The following is a 15692-nucleotide window of genomic DNA, read 5'->3' as shown; positions in this document are numbered from 1 at the left end:
GCCGTCCCCTGGGGGCGGCCCACAGTGCCGTGCGGAACGGGTCAGGCCAGGCCGGCGACCAGCTCGGCGACCGGCTTGCGCCGCCCGGTGTAGAACGGGATCTCCTCGCGGACGTGCATCCGCGCCTCGGAGCCGCGCAGATGACGCATCAGGTCGACGATGCGGTAGAGCTCGTCGGCCTCGAAGGCGAGCACCCACTCGTAGTCGCCGAGCGAGAACGACGGCACGGTGTTGGCGCGCACGTCGGGGAAGCCGCGGGCCATCTTGCCGTGGTCGGCGAGCATCCGGCGGCGGTCCTCGTCGGGGAGGAGGTACCACTCGTAGGAGCGCACGAAGGGGTAGACGCTCACGTAGGCGCGCGGCTGCTCGTCGGCGAGGAAGGCCGGGATGTGCGACTTGTTGAACTCGGCGGGGCGGTGCAGTGCCATGTTCGACCACACCGGCTCCAGCGTGCGGCCGAGCCGGGTGCGGCGGAAGAGGTTGTACGCCTCCTGCAGGGCGTCCGAGCTCTCCGAGTGCCACCAGATCATGAGGTCGGCGTCGGCGCGCAGGCCGGACACGTCGTAGGTGCCGCGGACCACCACGTCCTTGGCGGAGAGCTGCGCGAACAGCTCCTCGACCTCGTCTGCGTAGCCGCTGCGGTCCTCGGGGAGGACGTCGCGCAGCTTGAACACCGACCACAGGGTGTAGCGGATGACCTCGTTGAGGTCCTTGGCCTTCTTGCCGGCGTTCGGGGCCTTCTCGGGCGCCGCGGGCGTCTGCGGTGCGGATGCGGGGGTGGAAGCGTCTGTCATGTCGTCCATTCTCACTCGCCGGGCCGGGCGTGCGGCCGCAGGGTGTCCAGGATGTCGTCGGCGGCCTTGCGGGCCGAGGCGATGCAGGCCGGGATGCCGACGCCTTCGTAGAGCGCGCCGCACACCCGCAGGCCCGGGAGCCGCGCGACGGCGTGCCGGATGCGGGCCACCCGGGCCAGGTGCCCGACGGGGTACTGGGGCAGCCCGCCGGCCCAGCGGGTGACCTTCGCGGCGACCGGCGCGGCGGTCAGCCCGACCGCGGTCCGCAGGTCGGCCCGCGAGAAGGCGATCAGCTCGGCGTCCTCGCGCGTCAGGTCCTCCTCGTCGCCGTAGCGGCCGAGGGAGGTGCGCAGGACGAAGAGGTCCGGGTCGGCGTCGCCGATCCAGCCCCACTTGTTGCCGGCGAAGGTGGCGGCCTTGATCTTGCGGCCGTCCACGGGCGGCACCAGGAAGCCGCTGCCGGTGAGTTGCCGCTCCAGGTCGGCGCGGCGGAAGGCCATGGTGACCAGCGCCATCGAGGCGTACTCGACGGCGCCCAGCTCGGCGGCGGCGGGCTTGCTGACGGCGGCGAGCAGCCGGGCCGCGGCGGGTGCGGGTGCGGCGAGGACGACGGCGTCCGCGAGCAGCGGCGTCCCGTCGACCACGAGGCGCCAGCCGTCGGCCGTCCGCGCCACGGCGGTGACCGGCGCGTCGGTGCGGATCTCGCCGCCCTTGGCGCGCACGGCGTCGGCCACCGCGCCCGGCAGCGTCCCGATGCCGCCGGCGATGCCCATGAAGACCGGCTTGTCCTGGGTGGAGCCGGTCGCGGCGGGACCGGTCACGTGGGTCGCGGCGGCGGCTCGCGCCTGGATGCCGCGTACCCCGTCGAGCAGCGAACGGCTGCCCCGCGCGGCCTCGAACAGCTGGGGGACGGCGGCGCGCATCGAGATCTTGTAGGCGTCGCCCGCGTACACCCCGCCCAGCAGGGGCTCGACGAGCCGGTCGACGACCTCGCGGCCCAGGCGGCGAGCGACGTACTCGCCGACGGCGACGTCCTCGCCGACCTCGGTGCGCGGCAGCCGGGCGTCCTCCTCGATACGGGCCAGCCCCTCCGGGGAGATCACACCGGAGGCGGCGAGCGGCGCGAGGTCCCCGGGGACTCCCATCACATGCCCCTTGGGCATCGGGCGCAGCGCGTCGCGGGACCACAGCCGGGCGCTGGCGGTGGTGGGCGGCTGGAGCCGGTCGCCGAGCCCGACGGCGCGGGCGAGGTCGACCGCCTCCGGCCGTCGGGCCAGCATCGATTCGGCGCCCAGGTCGACCGGAACGCCCGCGATATCGCCCGCGCGCAGTTTGCCGCCCAGCCGGTCCGACGCCTCCAGGACGGTCACCCGGGCTCCGCCGTCGAGGAGGCGGTGCGCCGCCGCCAGTCCGGAGATGCCTCCTCCGATGACGACCACGTGGCCGGTGCTGCCGGGCTCGCCGCCCGGAACGGTGTGCGCTGCGCTCATGCCTCCACTCTCTCAGAGCGCGCCGAGGCGACCGTGACCGGATCGCGATCCGCGGACGGCAACCGCGGCCGGCGGCGGACCGTCGAAAGAGCAACATCGGCACGCCACTTAGACGGGGAGCGTTCATGCGGCGAGCGAAGCGAGACGGGGGTCCGGCCGGCCGACGGCGGGAGGCGGGACGGGCGGCGGCACCGGCGAGGCGGGTGCGGGCCCGGGGAGCCGCCGTCGCGGGGGTGCTGCTGGCCGCGTCGGTGGTGGTCGCCGGGTGCAGCGCGTCGAGCGGCGAGTCCGCGGCCGGCGACGCGGCGGCCCCTAAGGGGGCGGTCGCACCGAGCCGGGCGGCGGACGGCCGGACGGCCGGCGGCGGGGCGGCGGAGGGCGCCGCCCGCCCGGGCGAGCGCGGCGGCAAGGCACCGAGGGTCGCCCCCTCGCAGATCATCCGGACCGCCACCCTCACCGTGCAGACCAAGGACGTCGCGGCGGGGCTGGCACGGGCGCGGGCGGCGGTCGACGGCGCGGGCGGCTACGCGGCCGACGAGACCACCGACCGGGACCCGCAGGGGCACGACCGCTCGCGGATCGTGCTGCGGGTGCCGCCCGAGGAGTACGACGCGGTGCTGGGGCGGCTGTCCGGGCTCGGCAAGCTGCTCTCCCGCGAGGTCTCGGCGAAGGACGTCACCGACCAGGTGGTGGACGTCGACAGCCGGATCAAGTCCCAGCGGGCGAGCGTGTCGCGGGTCCGGGCGCTGATGGAGAAGGCGACGACGATCAGCGACATCGTCTCGCTGGAGTCGGAGCTGAGCACCCGGGAGTCCAGTCTGGAGTCGCTGGAGGCCGAGCTGAAGTCGCTCAAGGAGCGGACCGGGATGGCCACCGTCACGCTGCTGCTGCGGCAGCCGGACGCCGAGGTGTCCGGTGCCCCGGAGGAGCCGGCGTCCTTCTCGGGCGCGCTGTCCGGTGGCTGGCAGGCCTGGAAGGCGGCGTTGCGCTGGGTGCTGGTGGCGATCGGCGCGGTGCTGCCGTTCGCGGTGACCGCGGCGCTGCTGTACGTCCTGTGGCGGCTGGTCCGCGACCGGCTGCCGGGCGCCTCGCGCGTCCGGCGGCGCACGGCCGGCACCGGCGGCGGCCCGGTGCCGGCGGACGGCGCCGACCAGGCCCCGGAGACGTCCGAGCGGACCGGTGCGGCCGCCGCCCCGACCGCGTCCGATGCGGCCGGTCGCGGGGAAGGTGACCGAGGACCCCGTTGACAGCGGACACCGGCGGGCAAAGACTCGGGGCGACGGACGGCGATCTTCGTACCGTCCGTCGACCGCCGAGCCGGGACAGCGAGGACAGCGCCTGATGACCGACCATCGCCTACGGGATGTCTACATCGTCGATGCGGTACGCACCCCCGTCGGCAGGTACGGCGGCGCGCTGGCCGGGGTCCGGCCCGACGATCTCGCCGCCCATGTGCTCAAGGCCCTGGTGAACCGCACGCCGGACCTCGATCCGGCGCGGATCGACGATGTCTGCTTCGGCGACGCCAACGGCGCCGGCGAGGACAACCGGAACGTGGCACGGATGGCGGTACTGCTGGCCGGGCTGCCGGTCACCGTCCCCGGCGTGACCGTCAACCGGCTGTGCGGCTCCGGCCTGGAGGCGGTCATCCAGGCGGGCCGCGCCATCGCGCACGGCGATGCGCACCTCGCGGTCGCCGGCGGGGTGGAGTCGATGAGCCGTGCGCCGTATGTCCTGCGCAAGCCCGAACGGGCCTTCCCCGCGGGCCATCAGGAGATGTTCTCCTCGACGCTGGGCTGGCGGATGGTCAACTCCCGGATGCGCCCGGAGTGGACGGTGTCGCTCGGCGAGGGCGCCGAGCAGATCGCCGATCAGCACGGCATCACCCGCGAGCAGCAGGACGTCTTCGCGCTGGCCAGCCATCAAAAGGCGGTACGCGCCTGGCAGGAGGGAGCCTACGCGGCGGAGGTGGTGCCGCTGCCGGGCGTGGACCTGGAGCGCGACGAGACCATCCGCGAAGGCTCCTCCCTGGAGGCGCTCTCCAAGCTGAAGCCGGTGTTCCGCACGGCCGGCGGCACGGTCACCGCCGGGAACTCCTCACCGCTCAACGACGGTGCGGCCGCGCTGCTGCTCGCCGACGAGGAGGGCCTGCGGGCCACCGGGCGCGAGCCGCTGGCCCGGATCCGCGCGAGCGCGGTGACCGGCGTCGAGCCGCAGCTCTTCGGCCTGGGGCCGGTGGAGGCGGTGCGCCGCGCGCTTCAGCGGTCCGGCCGCGGCTTCGCCGACCTCGCCACCTTCGAGCTGAACGAGGCCTTCGCGGCCCAGGCGCTGGGCTGCATCGGCCAGTGGCCCGAACTCGACCCGTCCGTGGTGAACCCGCTCGGCGGCGCCATCGCCATCGGCCACCCCCTGGGCGCCTCCGGTGCCCGCCTCGCCGGCTCGGTCGCCCACCAGCTCGCCGCCGAGGGCTCGGGCACCGGACTGGCGGCGCTGTGCATCGGCGTGGGGCAGGGGCTCGCGCTCGTCATGGAACGCTGACGGTCGGCGTCCTTCCCGGTACGTCTGCCGGTCGCGGCACGGCGCGTACGGCAGCATGAGGCGACACGGGCAGACTCGTTCCCGCTGCCGTTCCCGATCTCGTTCCCGTTGCCGGAAGCCGTGCCCCGTCAGCTTCCCCTCCCGGCCCGGAGGTTGCCCGATGCCCCTGCTCGATCCGGCGCGCTGGCGCCTGCTGCACGGCGGCGAGGCGGCGGCGGTCGAGCCCGCGACGGGCGAGGCGCTGGGCACGTTCACGCTCGCCGCCCCCTCGGACGTCGAGGAGGCCGCGCTGACCGCGGCCCGCGCCCAGCGCGCCTGGGCGACGGCGCCGTACTCCGAGCGGGCCGCGGTGCTGCGCCGGGCCGGGGATCTGATCCGGCGCCATGAGCCGGAGATCGGCGAGTGGATCGTCCGGGAGTCCGGCAGCATCCGGGGCAAGGCCGACTTCGAGATCCGCACGGCTTCCGAGGAGTGCTACGAGGCGGCCGCGCTGGCCCATCGCCCGCTCGGGCAGGTGCTGCCGTCCACCGCGCCCCGGCTCTCCTACACCAGTCGGATCCCGGCCGGTGTCGTCGGGGTGATCACGCCGTTCAACGCCCCGCTGGTGCTCGCCGCGCGGTCCGTCGCCCCCGCACTGGCCCTCGGCAACGCCGTCGTCCTCAAGCCCGACCCGCGTACCGCGGTCTGCGGCGGCCACGCCCTGGCGGCGGTCTTCGCCGAGGCGGGGCTGCCCGAGGGGCTGCTGCGGGTCCTGCCCGGCGGCGCGGAGACCGGGCGGGCGCTGGTCGAGGACCCTCGCGTACGGGTCGTCTCCTTCACCGGCTCGACGCGCGCCGGCCGCGCCGTCGGCGAACTGGCCGCCCGCCATCTCAAGCGCGCCCACCTGGAACTGGGCGGCAACAGCGCCTTCGTGGTCCTGGAGGACGCCGATCTGGACGCCGCGATGTCCACCGCCGCCTGGGCGTCCTTCTTCCACCAGGGCCAGGTGTGCATGACCGCGGGCCGGCATCTGGTGCACTCCTCCCGCTACGACGAGTACGTGGAGCGGCTGGCCGCCAAGGCCGACTCGCTCACCGTCGGGGACCCCTACCGCGAGCAGGTGCACCTCGGCCCGGTCATCGACCGCGGCCACCTCGACAGGATCGACGAGCTGGTGCGGGGCAGCGCGGCGGCCGGCGTGCGGATCGCCGCCGGCGGCCGGTACCGCGACCTGTTCTACCGCCCGACGGTCCTGGCCGACGCGGGCCCCGGGTCCGTCGGCGCCTCCCCCGCCTACGGCCGGGAGGTCTTCGGCCCCGTGGCGCCGGTGCGGGCCTTCGACACCCTGGACGAGGCCGTCGCGCTCGCCGGCGACTCCGGCTACGGCCTGGCGCTCGGCATCGTCACCCGTGACACCGCCCGCGCCCTCGACCTCGCCGACCGCGTCCCCGCCGGCCTCGTCCACATCAACGACCAGACAGTCAACGACGAACCGATCGCCCCCTTCGGCGGCCTCGGCGACTCCGGCACCGGCTCCCGTTTCGGTGGCGAGGCCAACCTCGACGCCTTCACCGAGACCCGCTGGACCACGGTGCGCGCCACGCCCGCCGCCTACCCGTTCTGAGGTGCCCAGATGACCGTGCCCGACCTGACCGCCCCGGAGTCCGGGCTGATCGTCTTCCTGAACGGTACGTCGAGTTCGGGGAAGTCGAGCCTGGCCGAGGCGCTGCTGCACACCCTCGACGAGCCGTGCTTCCATCTGCCCGTCGACGCCTTCCACCGCATGCGCTCGCGCCACGAGCTGACGCCGGACGCGCTGCGCGCCACCCTCCTGCGCACCTGGCGGGGCTTCCACCGCGCGGTCGCCGGGATGGCGGCGGCCGGCAACACCGTCATCGTGGACCATGTGCTGAGCGAGCCCTGGCGGCTGCGCGACTGCCTGGACCTGTTCCCGCCCGAGGACGTCGTCCTGGTCGGGGTCCGCTGCTCACCCGAGGAGTTGGCGCGCCGCGAACAGTCCCGGGGCGACCGCCCACTGGGCCTGGCGGCCGGTCAGCTGGCGCAGGTGCACGCCCATGGGATCTACGACATCGAGTGCGACACCACCGACACCCCTCCCGAGGAGTGCGCCCGGCAGATCAAGGAGTTCCTGCCCCGGCGGCCCACCCCCACGGCCTTCGAGCGGCTCGGTCCGGTCTACGGCACCGGCCGGGGTGACGGGGCGGAGCAGGGCGGCACCGCGGTGCGGGACGCGGCACGAGTGGGTACGGAGGGACGACGGTGACGGCGGCGGAGCGGCTGGTGGTCGTCGGTGGCGATGCGGCGGGGATGTCGGCCGCATCGCAGGCGCGCCGGCTGAAGAAGCCCGACGAGCTGGCGATCACCGCGTTCGAGCGCAGCCACTTCACGTCGTACTCCGCCTGCGGCATCCCGTACTGGGTGGGCGGCGTGGTCGACGGACCGGACGCGCTGATCGCCCGTACGGCCGAGGAGCACCGCGCCCGGGACATCGATCTGCGGATGCGGACCGAGGTCACCGAGATCGACCTGGACCGCGGCCGGGTGCGCACCCGCGAGCTGGACGACGGCGGCCGGGAGTCCTGGACCGGCTTCGACAAGCTGGTGCTGGCCACCGGCGCCCGGCCGCTGCGCCCCGACCTGCCGGGGATCGATGCCCCCGGGGTGCACGGTGTGCAGACCCTCGACGACGGCCGAGCCCTGCTGGACGCCCTGGAGCAGACCGCGGGACGACGGGCGCCACTGGACACACCGGGCACGTCCGCGGGGCGGCGGGCCGTGGTGGTCGGCGCGGGCTACATCGGGGTGGAGATGGCAGAGGCGCTGATCCGGCGCGGATACGAGGTCACCGTCCTGGAGCGGAGCGCGCAGCCGATGTCCACCCTCGACCCGGACATGGGCGCGCTGGTCCACGAGGCGATGTGCGGGCTGGGCGTCGAGACGGTGACCGGCACGACCGTCACCGGCGTGCTGACCGACTCCGCGGGGCGGGCCCGCGCGGTGACCACCGAGGACGCCGATCACCCGGCGGACGTGGTGGTGCTGGGCATGGGCGTACGTCCCGAGACCACGCTGGCCGCCGCGGCCGGGCTGCCGCTGGGCGAGTCCGGCGGGCTGCTCACCGACCTCGCGATGCGGGTGCGCGGCCAGGACGCCGTCTGGGCGGGCGGCGACTGCGTGGAGGTCCACGACCTGGTCTCGGGCCGCACCCGCCATATCGCGCTGGGCACCCACGCCAACAAGCACGGCCAGATCATCGGCACCAACGTGGGCGGCGGTTACGCGACCTTCCCCGGTGTCGTCGGCACCGCCGTCAGCAAGGTCTGCGATCTGGAGATCGCCCGCACGGGCCTGCTGGAGCGGCAGGCGCACGCGGCCGGTCTGCGCTTCGTCGCGGTGACCGTGGAGTCCACCAGCCGGGCCGGCTACTACCCCGGCGCCCGCCCGATGCACGTCAAGATGCTCGCCGAGCGCCGCACCGGCCGGCTGCTCGGAGTGCAGATCGTCGGCCGTGAGGGCGCCGGCAAGCGGGTGGACATCGCGGCGGTCGCCCTCACCGCCGGGATGACGGTGGAGCAGATGACCGCCCTCGACCTCGGCTACGCCCCACCGTTCTCACCCGTCTGGGACCCCGTACTGGTCGCGGCCCGCAAGGCGACCGCGGCGGTACGGGCGGCCGGCGGCTGACGCCGACGACCGGTGTGCCGAAGGGCCCACCGCCGTGGAGCGTCGATACCTCTTCGGAGGTTCTGGACCGGGTCACTGGCGGCTGACCGTACGGGTCACGCCGGCGAGGATCGTCGTCGCCAGGATCCAGCCGGTGATGATCAGGGCGTACGACAGCCACTGGTGCCAGCCGTCGGGGGCGAACGCCGACTCCTGGCCGAAGTTCACGACCGGCAGGAGCAGGTCGAGGGTGTAGAAGACGGGGTTGAAGTCGGGGGCCTCGTCGGCCTTGACGGGGCGCGGGTGGTCCAGGCCGTAGGCGATCGATCCGATGGCCATGAGGGACAGCAGCCAGACCGCCGCGCGCAACGGGCGGAAACCGTAGCCGACGGTGGCGTCCTGGGCGTACCCCCACAGCCGGCCGTACCAGGTGAGCGTGGTGCGTCGGCGGCGCTGCTTGGCGAGTTGGACGAGGCGGGCCGCGTCGTCGTCGCCGACGTGGCGGTAGGCGGCCGTCAACTGCTCGTAGCCGTAGGGCTCATACCGGTCGCCCTCCCGCTCCAGCATCAAAAGGCGGCGCTCGGCGGGCTCGTGCGGGGCGAGCACGGTGTACGTGAGATTGCTGAGGTGCACCTGGTCCGGCAGCATCTCCGGTTCCAGGGTCAGGATCTCTATGCGCGAACGCCGTAGGTTCAGGGCGCCCTCGATGCGGTCGCCCCTGCGCAGCCACAGTTCACCGATGACGCAACTGCTCGCCCGCAGGGCGGTGTCGCCCGGATGCGACAGGTGGGCGTGGAGCAGGTCGAGACGGCCCGATATCCGCGAGCCCCGGAGCTCGACCCGGCCCCGCGCACGTACGCACCGCGCCCGTACATGGGCGCCCACGTTGAGGTTCTGCGCGTCCAGTGCGGTGCCACCGGGATGGTGGAACTCGGCATCCTGAACGTTGATCCGCCCGGCGACGGAGGCGCCGGTGAGCCGTACCTGTCCGTGCGCGCGCATCTCCGGCGCCCACAAGTCGTCCCCGATCTCGGCCTGGTTGAGCTGCAGCACCGGCTCGGAGTCGTCCGGCGCCGTGAACTCCGCCCGCTCCATGAACAGCGCCCCGGAGATCTGCACCCCACCGAGCCGCACCGGCCCCCGCATACGGCAGTCCGTCATCCGCAGCACCCCCTCGACCCGCAACGTCCCCGAAGTCAGGCCCGGCAGAACGGACTTGCTCAGGTTGAGCTGGCGCAGTCGGGCACCGTACAGGTCGGGAGCGCCGTCGAAGTGGCAGTGGCTCAGCCGGATGGCGGCGTCGATCGTGGCGTACTTCAGGTCCAGTACGCCGGTGATCCGCGCCCCCGTGATCTTGAGCGCGGCGATCTCCCCGTCCTCCTGCGGAGCCTTGAGCAGCAGTGCCCGCAGCACCCTCGCCCGTACGGTCCGCTCGGCGCCCCAGGTGTCGCCGAGCGCCGGATCCTCGTTCTCGGCGGCGCGGAAGTCCACCGGCTCGCCTCGGGGGAAGGCCCGCCGAATACGCAGTTCGGCCGGCGTCAGATCGTCGATCTCGCTCACGCCGGGACTTTGGCGCGCCGCGTTCAAGCTGTCAATCGCCCTACGGAGCAGACTATGCCGTACGGCGGGCCCTCGTCACGCCGCTGGGCCCAGGCGCCGGGCGGCGAGGGGCGCCCCGTCGGCCCGGACGAGACCGTCGTCGAAAAGCTCGGCGCCGCGGACGACACCGGCCGACTCAGGGCACGAACGAGGGGGTGTCCCCTAACGCGCGGACCCCAGAGCGCCGAACAACTCCTCGCGGGCGGCCCGGACCCGCTTCAGTGACGCACGGGCCAGCTCCGCCACGAACGCCGGGCACCGCCACGCCTCCAGCGGCGCGCCCTCGCCGGGCCGCCCGCCGCGCTCGGCGAGCAGCCGGCGTCCGCTGGGGCTCTTCAGGCGCATCCCGGCCGTGAGGACGTCCTCCGGGGCCTCGGGGAGGACCGGGTGCGCCGCCGCGCCGTGCCCGCAGCTCCCTTCGGCGGGCGCCGCCGGTACGGACGCGAGCCCGGCGATCAGATCGTTGAGCGGCCCCGGACCGTCCACGAGCCCGACGGCGTACCGGGACAGCGCGGTGACGATGACGACCAGCCCGGCGCGCTCGGCGGGCTCGGTCGCCGCGGCGAGCGCCTTGCCGTAGTGGGACAGCGACCAGGACACGCTGACGCCCGGGGCCGGGTGGCCGTCGAGGAGGGAGGCCAGGTCGCCGACCTCCTCCTGCTCGGCGGTGGACAGGCGGGCCGGGACGGCGTCGGTGGTCCCCGGGGCGAGGATGTCGATGGCGACCCGGGCGTAGCCCGCGACATTGCGCGGGCAGCGCCACACCTCGGCGCAGTGCCAACCGTCCCGGTCCGCCTCCCCGGCCGGTGGTGCGCCGTGCTCCAGCAGCGGGAGGTAGGAGACCAGGCGCGGCAGCTGCTCGTCGAGATCGCCCTCGTAGGGGTGCCCGTCGTGGGCGCAGGGGCGCCGGCGCAGCTCCCGGTCGGTGGCGCGCAGCGCGTCGAGGACGGCCGCCGCGGTGCCGTCGGAGGCGGACTGCAGACTGACGTAGTCGGCGGTCATCAGCAGTCCGAAGGTCCACAGCCAGGCGCGCTCGCCACCGGGGTCGGCGACGAGCGCGCGGGCGCAGGCCAGCACGAGTTCCGTGTCGTGGTCCGCGTAGTACTCGGCGCGGACCTCTTCCCAGGCCGCGGCGAGCTCCGCTATCGGGGCGTCGGAGGTGGCGTTCATGCCCTCCACGACGCCCGGCGGCATCGACGCAGTTCCGCTCAGCGCGCCGTCTGCGTGTGGACGTACTCCACCAGGCGGGTCAGCGCGTCCGGGTCGGTGTCGGGCAGGACGCCGTGGCCGAGGTTGAAGACATGGCCTTCGAGGCCGGCCGCCGCGTCCAGCACCTCGCGGGCCTTGGTCTCGACGGCCTCGCGGGGGGCGAAGAGCACCGCCGGGTCGATGTTGCCCTGGAGCGCCTTGCCGGGGCCGACGCGGCGGGCCGCCTCGTCCAGCGGCACCCGCCAGTCGACGCCGACGACGTCCGCGCCCGCCTCGCCCAGCAGGCCGAGGAGTTCGCCGGTGCCGACGCCGAAGTGGATGCGCGGCACGCCGAGGCCCTCGACCGCCTTGAACACCTTGGCGGAGGCGGGCATCACCGAGCGGCGGTAGTCCGCGGGCGAGAGCGCGCCGACCCAGGAGTCGAAGAGCTGCACCGCGCTCGCCCCGGCCTCGATCTGGACCTTGAGGAAGGCGGCGGTGATGTCGGCGAGGCGGTCCAGCAGGTCGGCCCACAGCTGCGGGTCGCCGTACATCAGGGCCTTGGTGTGCTCGTGGTTGCGGGACGGGCCGCCCTCGACGAGGTAGCTGGCGAGCGTGAAGGGCGCGCCGGCGAAGCCGATCAGCGGGGTGCCGCCCAGCTCGCGCACGAGCATGCCGATGGCCTCGGTGACGTAGGGGACGTCGCCGGGCTCCAGGGCGCGCAGCTGGTCGAGGTCGGCGCGGGTGCGGATCGGGTTCGCGACGACCGGGCCGACGCCGGGCTTGATGTCGAGGTCGATCCCGAGGGCCTTGAGCGGGACGACGATGTCGCTGAAGTAGATCGCGGCGTCGACGCCGTGGCGGCGCACGGGCTGCAGCGTGATCTCGGTGACCAGCTCGGGCCGCATGCAGGAGTCGAGCATCGCGATGCCCTCGCGGACCTTGCGGTACTCCGGCAGTGAGCGGCCCGCCTGGCGCATGAACCACACCGGCGTGTGCGGCACCGGCTCACGCCGGCAGGCCTTGAGGAAGGCCGAGTCGTATGTACCGGTCTGCTGCTGGCCCGTGGGGCTCTGGTTGGCGCTCACGCCCCAAATCTTCGCATGCGCCCTAGGGGGCCTCCGAATGGGCGACGCGCGAACCGGGTGTCCTCCGCGTATACGGGCTCGGTTCCGCCTAATCTTCCGGGCATGGCTGCGGCTCAAGAACACCTCGCGGACAGCGCGGACGAGGCCCCGATCCCCTTCCGTCAGGCGGTCGAGGCGCTTCGCTCGGCCCGACTGCGGCCCGAGATCGAGATCGACCCGACGCCCGCCCCCAAACGGCTCGCCCCGTTCGCGTACGCGCTGGAGGCGGCGGTCGTCGAGCACGGCTCGGGGCCGGTCAGTGAGGACAAGGACCTGGCGGACGGCAGGCTGGTGCTGCTGCACAACCCGGCCGGGGACGACACCTGGCACGGCACCTTCCGCGTGGTGACGCTGGCACGGGCGGAACTGGAGCCGGAGATGGGCGCCGATCCGCTGCTGCCGGAGGTGTCCTGGTCGTGGCTGACGGGTGCGCTGGAGGCGCGCGGGGTGCCCTACGGCGCGCCGAGCGGCACGGTGACCCGGGCCGGGTCGTACTACTTCGGCGGGCTCGCCGCGCGCGAGCCCGCGACCCAGATCGAGATCCGGGCGTCCTGGACGCCGGCCGAGGGCCCCGGCGGGGTGCCGGACATGGCGGCGCATCTGGCGGCGTGGTGCGATCTGCTGTGCCAGGTCGCGGGGCTGCCGCCGGCCGCACTGGACCTGGCGCCGCGCGGCGGGGTCGTCCCGCTGCCGCAGCGCCGCGGCGCGCAGCCGCGCTGAGCCGCCCGCCGCGTATTCACAGCCGTGCCCGAGCGGTCAAGAGGGCGGCGCCCCGCGCCCGCCTTGATCACGTTCGCGCACGGCTCTGATCATCTCGGCATGCACTCCGTGCCCACACCTGATCGATCACCCATCCGATTTGCCCGAATTGCCCCTAACTAAATCGTGATCAAAGTCTAAAGTCCCGCCGGTTTGCTGCCGAAGAGGTCAGTGACCCTTCAAACACGGATCATTCCGGCTCCCCCCAGCCGGCTTCCGTCCCCGCCACTCCCCCCAGGAGGCCCGGTGTCTGTTCTCCTCGAGCAACCTTCGAGCCTGGTCGCCTACCGCCCGAACAAGCCGACGGCCATGGTCGTCGTGGCCGACCCTCGCGTCCGCTCCACCGTCACCCGCCACCTGTGGGCCCTCGGAGTACGTGACGTGATCGAGGCGTCGTCCATCGCGGAGGCCCGTCCCCGCGTCGGCAACCCGCGCGACATCTGCGTTGCCGACGTCCACCTTCCCGACGGCTCCGGCCTCACACTGCTGTCCGAGACACGGGCGGCCGGCTGGCCCAACGGGCTCGCACTCTCCGCCGCCGACGACATCGGCGCCGTACGCAACGCCCTGGCCGGCGGCGTCAAGGGCTATGTCGTCACGGGTACCCGCACCAACCTGGGTATTCCCGGCCGCCCGGGCACCTCGCCGATCGGCGCCAACGCGGCTCGTATGCAGCGCCGCCCACCGGGCGCCCCGGGCCATCCCGGCGGCTACCGCGAGCTGTCGGGCCGTGAGGTCGAGGTGTTGCGGCTGGTGGCGGAGGGCCAGTCCAACAAGGCCATCGGCGTCTCCATGGGGCTCTCGGCACTGACCGTCAAGAGCCACCTCGCCCGGATCGCCCGCAAGCTCGGCACGGGCGACCGAGCCGGAATGGTGGCCGTCGCGCTGCGCACCGGCATCATCCACTGACCCTTTACACGACCGGCTCGCCCGTCGAGGGAACGTTCCCTCGACGGGCGACGTGCATACACAGATACCCTTGACTGGTGACCGACGCCCAAAAGACCGCAGCAGACACGACACTGCGAGCACCCGGAGACTCGCCTCCGGATTCCCGACCGGCGCCGGTCCCTCTCCTGGAGCCCCGCGAGGGCATCCCCCCGGTGACCGCCACACCCGAGGCGCTCGCCGAGGTCGTGGCCGCCTTCGCGGCCGGTACCGGACCGGTCGCCGTCGACGCCGAGCGCGCCTCGGGCTACCGCTACGGCCAGCGCGCCTACCTCGTCCAGCTGCGCCGCGAGGGCGCCGGCAGCGTACTGATCGACCCGGTCGGCTGCCCCGACCTGTCGGCCCTGGGCGAGGCGATCGGCGACGCCGAGTGGGTGCTGCACGCCGCCACCCAGGACCTGCCGTGCCTGCGTGACATAGGGATGCTCCCCTCCCGGCTGTTCGACACGGAGCTGGCCGGGCGACTGGCCGGCTTCGCCCGGGTCGGCCTGGGCGCGATGGTCGAGAACGTCCTCGGCTACGCCCTGGAGAAGGGCCACTCCGCCGTCGACTGGTCCACCCGCCCGCTGCCCGAGCCCTGGCTGCGCTATGCCGCGCTCGACGTCGAGCTGCTGGTGGACCTGCGCGACGCACTGGAGGAGGAGCTGACCCGGCAGGGGAAGTTGGAGTGGGCCCGGCAGGAGTTCGCCGCGATCGCCGCCGCTCCCCCGCCGCCGCCCCGCAAGGACCCCTGGCGCCGTACATCCGGCATGCACAAGGTCCGCAGACGCCGCCAGATGGCGGTCGTGAGGGAGCTGTGGACGGCCCGCGACCAGGTCGCCCAGCGGCGCGACGTGTCGCCGGGCAAGGTGCTCGGCGACGCCGCGATCGTGGAGGCGGCGCTGCATCTGCCGCCGACCAGCCAAGCACTGGCGGCGCTGCCCGGCTTCGGCCACCGCATGGGCCGCCGGCAGCTGGAGCAGTGGCAGGCCGCCGTCGACCGCGCCCGCGCCCTCTCGGAGAGCGAGCTGCCGCAGCCCGGCCAGCCGCTCAACGGACCCCCGCCGCCCCGCTCCTGGGCCGACAAGGACCCGATCGCCGCGGCCCGGCTGTCGGCCGCCCGCGCCGGGGTCACCGCCCTGGCCGAGCGCCTGAACCTCCCACAGGAGAATCTGATCACCCCGGACACGGTGCGCCGCCTGTGCTGGGAGCCGCCGGCCGAGCCGACCCACGAGTCGGTCGCCCAGGCCCTCAAGGGCCACGGCGCCCGCCCCTGGCAGATCGAACAGGTCGCGCCGCTGCTGACCGAGGCGCTGCTGGAGGACCCGGCCGCCGGCTGACGCGTGCGGCGGTCCCCGACCGGGGGCCGCCGCGGACGCGTCTTCGCACTGCCGGAGGCAGCCGCCTCACGGCCCGCACCGCGCGCCATCACATAACCCCCCATTCGCCGCTATACGGGCATTTAGCCAGCCGACCGGCCGAATTCCGCCAAGGTCGGACATCATTCGGCCCCTTTCGACCCCGTTCCGGTCGCCCGGGTGCGCCTCCCACCGGCCCGCCGCCCGGGCGCACGCCGCCCGCGCTCGACGGCCCGCCGCCCGGCCACG

13 protein-coding genes are annotated in these 15692 nt (G+C 74.1%); 8 read left to right on the top strand and 5 right to left on the bottom strand.

Going from position 1 to position 15692, the window contains the following annotated elements:
• Window positions 1–41: 41 nt before the first annotated feature.
• Together hemQ and hemG are read right to left on the bottom strand one after the other, a co-directional pair.
• Window positions 42–803 (bottom strand): hydrogen peroxide-dependent heme synthase, encoded by a 762-nt coding sequence (hemQ, locus tag WAB15_RS31370; protein ID WP_384431542.1) that lies wholly within the window; start codon window positions 801–803, stop codon window positions 42–44.
• A 2-nt stretch (window positions 804–805) separates the two neighbouring features.
• Window positions 806–2284, bottom strand: a complete 1479-nt coding sequence (hemG, locus tag WAB15_RS31365; protein WP_399146238.1) for a protoporphyrinogen oxidase — start codon at window positions 2282–2284, stop codon at window positions 806–808.
• A gap of 125 nt (window positions 2285–2409) precedes the next feature.
• On the opposite strand from hemG, the gene WAB15_RS31360 reads away from it, so the two are divergent.
• The 5 genes from WAB15_RS31360 (at window position 2410) to WAB15_RS31340 (ending at window position 8506) form a co-directional block, all read left to right on the top strand.
• On the top strand, window positions 2410–3531 hold the full coding sequence (locus tag WAB15_RS31360; protein ID WP_407288278.1) for a DUF4349 domain-containing protein: 1122 nt from the start codon (window positions 2410–2412) through the stop codon (window positions 3529–3531).
• Window positions 3532–3625: 94 nt separating this feature from the next.
• Entirely contained in the window at window positions 3626–4822 is a 1197-nt protein-coding gene (locus WAB15_RS31355) for a thiolase family protein (RefSeq protein WP_407288277.1), read from the top strand.
• Window positions 4823–4982: 160 nt separating this feature from the next.
• Window positions 4983–6425 carry a benzaldehyde dehydrogenase gene (locus WAB15_RS31350; protein WP_407288276.1) on the top strand — a complete coding sequence of 481 codons (1443 nt, stop codon included), beginning with the start codon at window positions 4983–4985 and terminating at the stop codon, window positions 6423–6425.
• Window positions 6426–6434: 9 nt separating this feature from the next.
• Window positions 6435–7085: a chloramphenicol phosphotransferase CPT family protein gene (locus WAB15_RS31345; RefSeq protein WP_407288275.1), complete on the top strand. Its 651-nt coding sequence runs from the start codon at window positions 6435–6437 to the stop codon at window positions 7083–7085.
• Entirely contained in the window at window positions 7082–8506 is a 1425-nt protein-coding gene (locus tag WAB15_RS31340) for an FAD-dependent oxidoreductase (protein ID WP_407288274.1), read from the top strand. Before WAB15_RS31345 ends, WAB15_RS31340 begins: the two co-directional genes overlap by 4 nt.
• 72 nt (window positions 8507–8578) lie before the next feature.
• On the opposite strand, the gene WAB15_RS31335 is transcribed toward WAB15_RS31340, so the two are convergent.
• The 3 genes from WAB15_RS31335 to hemE all read right to left on the bottom strand — a co-directional run bounded on the left by WAB15_RS31335 (window position 8579) and on the right by hemE (window position 12360).
• A complete protein-coding gene (locus tag WAB15_RS31335) occupies window positions 8579–10045 on the bottom strand; it encodes a membrane-associated oxidoreductase (protein ID WP_407288273.1) in 1467 nt (488 codons plus the stop codon).
• Between the two features lie 201 nt (window positions 10046–10246).
• Window positions 10247–11254, bottom strand: a complete 1008-nt coding sequence (locus WAB15_RS31330) for a hypothetical protein (protein ID WP_407288272.1) — start codon at window positions 11252–11254, stop codon at window positions 10247–10249.
• A gap of 38 nt (window positions 11255–11292) precedes the next feature.
• Entirely contained in the window at window positions 11293–12360 is a 1068-nt protein-coding gene (gene hemE, locus WAB15_RS31325) for a uroporphyrinogen decarboxylase (RefSeq protein WP_399146231.1), read from the bottom strand.
• A gap of 102 nt (window positions 12361–12462) precedes the next feature.
• On the opposite strand from hemE, the gene WAB15_RS31320 reads away from it, so the two are divergent.
• From WAB15_RS31320 to WAB15_RS31310, 3 genes are all read left to right on the top strand, one after another.
• The gene (locus tag WAB15_RS31320) at window positions 12463–13119 is read left to right on the top strand and encodes a DUF3000 domain-containing protein (RefSeq protein WP_407288271.1); all 657 of its coding nucleotides are present in this window, start codon (window positions 12463–12465) and stop codon (window positions 13117–13119) included.
• A 285-nt stretch (window positions 13120–13404) separates the two neighbouring features.
• Complete coding sequence (locus WAB15_RS31315) at window positions 13405–14067, top strand: response regulator transcription factor (RefSeq protein WP_006602452.1); 663 nt, start codon at window positions 13405–13407, stop codon at window positions 14065–14067.
• 77 nt (window positions 14068–14144) lie between these two features.
• Window positions 14145–15425 carry an HRDC domain-containing protein gene (locus tag WAB15_RS31310; RefSeq protein WP_399146229.1) on the top strand — a complete coding sequence of 427 codons (1281 nt, stop codon included), beginning with the start codon at window positions 14145–14147 and terminating at the stop codon, window positions 15423–15425.
• Window positions 15426–15692: the final 267 nt, after the last annotated feature.

Origin of the sequence: Streptomyces sirii (genome assembly GCF_045690365.1) — a bacterium.
GTDB classification, from domain to species: Bacteria; Actinomycetota; Actinomycetes; order Streptomycetales; family Streptomycetaceae; genus Streptomyces; species Streptomyces sirii.
The sequence above is the reverse complement of the archived record's forward strand: the minus strand, read 5'-3'. Positions and strand labels throughout refer to the sequence as shown.